This window comes from Micromonospora phytophila, assembly GCF_023656545.1.
Classification (GTDB): domain Bacteria; phylum Actinomycetota; class Actinomycetes; order Mycobacteriales; family Micromonosporaceae; genus Micromonospora; species Micromonospora phytophila.
In genome coordinates this window covers 1-6,303 of the sequence record NZ_JAMOKF010000317.1, presented here as the reverse complement: position 1 = coordinate 6,303, position 6,303 = coordinate 1, and the positions used below count along the sequence as shown (strand labels likewise).

General features: G+C 74.7%; 5 protein-coding genes and 1 pseudogene. 2 read left to right on the top strand and 4 right to left on the bottom strand.

The annotated features are described in order from the left end of the window. Together NCC78_RS25980 and NCC78_RS25975 are read left to right on the top strand one after the other, a co-directional pair. A partial coding sequence (locus tag NCC78_RS25980; protein ID WP_250797746.1) for a CAP domain-containing protein occupies positions 1–720 on the top strand: 720 nt, incomplete at its 5' end. 105 nt (positions 721–825) lie between these two features. Then, positions 826–1,668, top strand: a complete 843-nt coding sequence (locus NCC78_RS25975) for an endo alpha-1,4 polygalactosaminidase (protein ID WP_250797744.1) — start codon at positions 826–828, stop codon at positions 1,666–1,668. A gap of 72 nt (positions 1,669–1,740) precedes the next feature. Here NCC78_RS25975 and NCC78_RS25970 read toward each other — a convergent pair whose 3' ends face one another. The 4 genes and pseudogenes from NCC78_RS25970 to NCC78_RS25955 all read right to left on the bottom strand — a co-directional run. Beyond that, the gene (locus NCC78_RS25970) at positions 1,741–3,960 is read right to left on the bottom strand and encodes an MMPL family transporter (RefSeq protein ID WP_250797743.1); all 2,220 of its coding nucleotides are present in this window, start codon (positions 3,958–3,960) and stop codon (positions 1,741–1,743) included. A 221-nt stretch (positions 3,961–4,181) separates the two neighbouring features. Beyond that, positions 4,182–5,039, bottom strand: coding sequence for a bifunctional DNA-formamidopyrimidine glycosylase/DNA-(apurinic or apyrimidinic site) lyase (mutM, locus tag NCC78_RS25965; RefSeq protein WP_250797742.1), 858 nt, complete (start codon positions 5,037–5,039; stop codon positions 4,182–4,184). After that, on the bottom strand, positions 5,032–5,877 hold the full coding sequence (gene rnc, locus NCC78_RS25960; RefSeq protein ID WP_250797740.1) for a ribonuclease III: 846 nt from the start codon (positions 5,875–5,877) through the stop codon (positions 5,032–5,034). Before rnc ends, mutM begins: the two co-directional genes overlap by 8 nt. Next, positions 5,874–6,303: pseudogene (locus NCC78_RS25955) on the bottom strand (phosphate acyltransferase PlsX); the annotation flags it as partial. The gene rnc and the pseudogene NCC78_RS25955, both read right to left, overlap by 4 nt.

The window sequence follows — 6,303 nt, the reverse complement described above, 5'->3', positions numbered from 1 at the left end:
CCGACGCTGATCGGTGGCGCCGCCGCGGCCGCCACCCTCGTGGTGAGCCTCGGCGTCGGCGCGGTCACGCTGACCGGCGGCGAGGGCGGGCAGACCGAGCCGACCGGCGACGACACGGTCGCCGCCGCCCCGCTGCTGCCGGGCACCGAGGGAGCGGAGGCGGACGCCCTGGCCCCGACCACCCCGAGCGCCGCGCCCACCACCGCCAAGCCGACCCCGGCGCCCTCGAAGACCAGCAAGCCGACGCCGGCGCCCTCCCGCTCCACCGCGGCCTCCCGCCGCGTGGAGCGGAGCACCGCGCCGAGCAGCCGCACGACGACCCCGGCCACCGGCGGGGTCAGCGCCCAGGCCCGCGAGGTGGTCGACCTGGTCAACGCCGAGCGCGCCAAGGCCGGCTGCGGCGCCCTGGGCATCGACGACAAGCTGATGACCGCGGCCCAGCGGCACAGCCAGGACCAGGCCGACCACCAGAAGATGTCGCACGACGGCAGCGACGGCAGCGACGCCGGCGACCGGCTGGACCGGGTCGGCTACGCCTGGCGCACCTACGGCGAGAACGTCGCCTGGAACCAGAAGACCCCGGCCGCGGTGATGGACGCCTGGATGGACAGCCCCGGACACAAGGCCAACATCCTCAACTGCGCCTTCACCGAGATCGGCGTCGGCGTCGCGAGCAGCAACGGCCCGTACTGGACGCAGGTCTTCGCCGCACCGCGCTGAACGCGAGTCGTGGCCGGGTCCGCGCTCGTTTGACCGGGTGAGGTACGCCGACGCGGCGTACCCGCTCCGGGCGGCGCAGGGCCGCTCGCGACCCGGGAGCTGCCGATGCGGATCCGGCTGCGGACGCGCGCCGTCGGGCGGGGCCTGCGCCGGGCCCTGCCGGCGTGCGTCGCCCTCGCGCTGCTGACCCCGGTGTACGCCTGCCGGGTCGAGATCACGCCGCCCGGCCCGCCGACCGGGTGGCCGGTGGAGTCCGCCCGCCGGTGGCAGTGGCAGTGGCAGCTCAGCGGGGTGCTGGACCCGGCCGTCGACGCCGACGTCTTCCTGCTCGACCCCGTCGCCACCACCGCCGCGCAGACCACCGAGCTGCGCTCCCGGGACCGCCGGCTGGTCTGCCTGGTGCACGTCGGGTCGTTCCTCCCCGCCGACCCGGACGCGAGCCGCTTCCCGACCGCCGTGCGGGGCGGCGCGGCCCGGCGGCCGCAGAGCCGGTGGCTCGACGTCCGGCAGTGGGACGCGCTGCGGCCGGTGCTGGCCGACCGGTTCCGGCTCTGCCGGGGCAAGGGTTTCAGCGCGGTCGCGCTGGCCGACGCCGACGGGTACGCGCACCGCTCCGGCTTCCCGCTGGAGTTCGACGACCAGTTGGCCTTCAACCGTCGGCTGGCCGCCCTGGCCCGCTCCCTCGACCTCTCCCCCGGCCTGGTCAACGACGTGGCACAGGTCGCCGCCCTGGCGCCGGACTTCGACTTCGCCGTCAACGAGGAGTGCGTACGGCTGCGCCAGTGCGCCCGGCTGCTGCCGTTCGTGGAGGCGGGCAAGCCGGTGTTCCACGTGGAGTACACCGGCTCCACCACCGACTTCTGCGTCACCACGGTCGGCTACGGGTTCTCCTCGATCCGCAAGGAGCGGGAGCTGGACGCCTGGCGGCTCTCCTGCCCGATGGTCTGAGCGCGCGCCGCCCCGACGCGCCGGGGGCCGGACCGCGGATGCAGTCCGGCCCCCGGCGCGGGACGGGTCGGGTCAGCCCACGCCGACCAGCTCCGGGGCCGGGGCCGGCGGGTCGGTCGGGGCCGGGGCGGAGCGGGCCCGCAGGAACTTCGGCGCCCACCAGTTCGCGTCGCCCAGCATGGTCATCAGCGCCGGCAGCACCACCCCGCGGATGATCGTGGCGTCCAGCAGGATCGCCGCAGCCAGGCCGATGCCGAGCTGCTTCATGTCGATCGTGCTCAGCGTCGCGAAGATCGAGAAGACCCCGACCATCACGATCGCCGCGCTGGTCACCACGCCGGCCGACGAGGTGATCCCGAAGGCGACCGCCTCCCGGTTCGGCATGCCGGCCCGGATGCCCTCGCGGATCCGGCTGACCACGAAGACGTGGTAGTCCATCGAGAGACCGAAGAGCACCACGAAGAGGAAGAGCGGCAGCCAGGAGACGATCGCGCCCATCGAGGTGAAGCCGAGCAGGCCCTCGGCCCAGCTGCCCTGGAAGACCAGGACCAGCAGCCCGTACGCGGCGCCGGCGGAGAGCAGGTTGAGCAGGATCGAGCTGAGCGCGATCACCACCGAGCGGAACGTCCACGTCATCACCAGGAAGGTGAGCGCCAGCACGAAGCCCATGACGATCGGCAGCTTGTCCCGGACGTGCTGCGCGTAGTCCTCGCTGGCGGCGACGCCGCCGCCGACCGCGTACTCGACGCCGGGAACGCCGCCCAGCGCCGCCGGCACCAGGTCGTCGCGGAGCCGGTCCAGTGAACGGACCGCCTCGTCGGTGCGGCTGGCGTACGGGGTGGCGACCTCCAGCACCGACACCCGCCCGTCGGCGGAGACCTGGAGCTTCGGGCCGTCCGCCTCGACCGGCGCGAAGAGCGGGTCGGCCGACGCCCGGCCGGAGAGCTCGGTCAGCGCCGCCCGGACCCGGTCGGCCTCGCCGGCCGGGGCCCGGACCGCCACCGTGTGGCTGGTGCCGCTGCTCGGGAAGGCCGCGGTGAGCCGGTCGTACGCCTGCATGGCGGCGGTGCTGCGCGGCAGGTCCTCCATGCCGGGGAACTTCAGCTTCATGCCCAGCGCGGGCGCGGCGAGGGCGAGCAGCAGCCCCACCGAGATCACCAGGGTGGCCACCGGCGCCCGCAGGGCGGGCCGCAGCACCGCCGGCCAGAACCGGGGCGACGCCTGCTGCCCGTGCCGCCCGGTACGCGGGGCGGTCAGCCGCCACAGCAGCGGCACCCGCGGGCGGTCGACCCAGCGGCCCAGCTTGGCCAGGAGCGCCGGCAGCACCGTCAGCGAGCCGGTCACCGCGACCGCGACCACCAGGATCGAGCCCACCGCGAGGGAGGAGAAGACCGCGTCGCCAGCGAGCAGCAGCCCGGCCATCGAGATGATGACGGCGAAGCCGGAGACCACCACGGCGTGGCCGGAGGTCTCCGCGGCGATCTCCACCGCGTCCAGGCCGGAGCGTCCCCGGGCCCGTTCCTCCCGCTCGCGCCGCACGTAGAACAGCGAGTAGTCGATCCCGACCGCCATGCCGATCAGCAGGATGACGCTGGCCGTGGTGTCGGTCGCCGGCACCAGGTGCGAGGCGAGGGTGGAGAGCCCCATCGCCGCGGCCACCGACGAGAGCGCCAGCAGCACCGGCACCCCGGCGGCGATCAGCGCCCCGAACGCGACGATCAGGATGGCCAGGGTCACCGGCAGGCTGAGCAGCTCGGCGCGCTTGAAGTCCTTGCCGAGCGTGTCGTCCAGCGCCTTGTTGATCGACGGGCCGCCGACCTGCTCGATGCGCAGCTGCGGGTGCCCGTCCTGGACGCCGGCGGTCGCGTCGCGCAGCGGCTGCACCCGGTCGGACGCGGTCTCCGGGTCGCCGGACATGGTGATCGGCACCAGCAGCGCGGACCCGTCCCGGGCCGGCACCGGCTCGCCGATCGAGGCGACGCCGTCGACCACCCGCAGCCGGGCGGTAGCGTCCTGCGCCGCGGCCTTCGCCGCCGCCTGGTCCAGAGTGCCGCTGCGCGGCGTGATGAGCACGTTCTCCACGGCCGGGTCGTCGAACGCCCCCGCGTCGACGATCAGCCCCGCCCGACCGGACTCCCCGATCGCCTGGTCGGAGTCGGTGGCCTCGTTGAGGCCGGCGGCGCTCCCCCCGACGAAGCACACCGCCACGAACACCACCCACAGCGCGATGGCACGCCACGGGTGCTCGGCGCTCCACCGCGCCAACCGCACCGTCACCGGTCTTGCGCCCATTCCGGGTCCCCCTGTCACGTCGACCCCCTGTCAACGGTGCTGACGTTAGGGGCGTGACGAGCCCGGAACATCGGGGAACGGCCCCGGTCCACCCCGGAACCACCGGCCGCCCCGTTCAGGCGGACCAGACGGGCGATCCACCCCGGAACGGGCGGTTCGCCGGGCCCTTCCCGGAGCGGACCGGTCCGACGCGCCGACGGCGACCCGGAACCGTCTCCGGGTCATCCCCGAAGGGCTCCCCGAGGGCGCGGCTGGCAGCGCGGGCAGCTGTACGACGAACGGTTCATGAACGCCTCCCGCCGGATCGGCGCGCCGCAGCGGTGGCACGGCTGGCCCTCCCGGCCGTAGACGTTCAACGACCGGTCGAAGTAGCCGCTCTCGCCGTTGACGTTGACGTAGAGGGCGTCGAAGCTGGTGCCACCGGACTTGATCGCCTCGCCGAGCACGTCCCGGACGTGGCCGAGCAGTCGCCGCGCGGCCGGGGCGGTCAGCGCGTCGGTGGGTCGGGTGCCGTGCAGCCCCGCCCGCCACAGCGCCTCGTCGGCGTAGATGTTGCCCACGCCCGAGATGAGGGCCTGGTCCAGCAGCGCCCGCTTCACCTCGGTACGCCGCCGGCGCAGCGCGTCGACGAACTCCGTGTCGGAGAACTGCGGGTCCATCGGGTCGCGGGCGATGTGCGCGATTTCCGCCGGCAGCTCCGCGCCGCCCTCGGAGACCGACAGCCCGCCGAACGTGCGCTGGTCGACGAAGCGCAGCTCGGGACCGTCGTCGGCGAACCGGAACCGGACCCGCAGGTGCGTCTCGTCGGGCGCGTCGGCCGGTTGCAGCAGCAGCTGGCCTGACATGCCGAGGTGCCCGATGACCGCGTCACCGCTGTCCAGCGGCAGCCAGAGGTACTTGCCGCGGCGGCGTACGTCGAGCACGGTCCGGCCGGCCAGGACGTCGGCGAAGTGCTCGCCGCCGGGGGTGTGCCGGCGTACGGCACGCGGGTGGCGCACCTCGACCGAGGCGATCCGCCGGCCGGTGACCCACTGGGCCAGCCCCTGCCGGACCGTCTCGACCTCGGGCAGTTCAGGCACCGCGCGCCTCGCCGGACGCACCCACCGGCTGGGTCCGCTCGGCCGGCTCGGCCTGTCCGTCCTGCTCGGCCTGTCCGGCCTGTTGGGCCTGTCCGTCCTGCTCGGCCTGTTCGGCGCGGGCGCGTTCCGCCTGCTCGGTGAGCTGGCGCCAGGCCGCCTCGGCGGCGCGCTGCTCGGCCTCCTTCTTGCTGCGCCCCTCGGCGCCGCCGTAGCGGTTGCCGGCGACCACCACCCAGGCGGTGAAGGTCTTGAGGTGGTCCGGCCCGGTGCCCTCGATCCGGTACTCCGGGACCCCGAGCCCGAGCGCCGCGGTCAACTCCTGGAGGCTGGTCTTCCAGTCCAGGGCCGCGCCCCGCCCGGCCGACTCGGCCATCAGCGGGTCGAAGAGCCGGTGGATGACGATCGCCGCGGTGTCCAGCCCGTACTGGAGGTAGATCGCGCCGAGCAGCGCCTCCAGCGTGTCGGCGAGGATGCTCGCCTTGTCCCGGCCACCGGTGGTCTCCTCCCCCTTGCCCAGCAGGAGGTAGGCGCCGAGCCCGTCCGGGCCCAGGCCCCGGGCCACGTCGGCGAGGGCCCGCATGTTGACCACGCTGGCCCGCAGCTTGGCCAACTGCCCCTCGGGCAGGTCGGGGTGGTTGTGGAAGAGCGCGGTGGTGATCACCACGCCGAGCACCGAGTCGCCGAGGAACTCCAGCCGCTCGTTGGTCGGCAGGCCGCCGTTCTCGTACGCGTACGAGCGGTGGGTCAGCGCCCGCTCCAGCAGTTCCGGGTCCAGGCTGACGCCGAACGCCGCCTCCAGGTGACCGACGGACGACCGCCGCCGCTTGTCGTTGCTCATGATGTGGGTACCTCGGTGTCGGTGGTGCGGTCGGTGCGGTCCTCGTGGTCCCCCGCGTCGACGCCGTCGATCAGCGCGCGGACCAGATCGGCGGCGCGGCGCCGCCACAGATGTGCGGCGAGGGCGATGCCGGAGGCGACGTCCTCGGCCCGGGCGGCGCCGTGACAGACGACCACCGTCCCGGCCACCCCGAGCAGGGCGGCCGCCCGGGGGGCGCCGCCGCCGGCCGGTTGCCCCCCTGCCATCGCGTACGCGCCCTCGATCGCCTTGAGCAGCACGTTACCGGTGAACCCGTCGGTGACGACCACATCGGCGCGCGTGCCGAGCGAGACGTCGTACCCCTCGACGAGGCCGACGTAGCGGCCGCCGCAGGGCAGCGGGGCGGCGGCCAGGAGCGGGTCGGCGAGCCGGCGCGCGCGGTCGCCC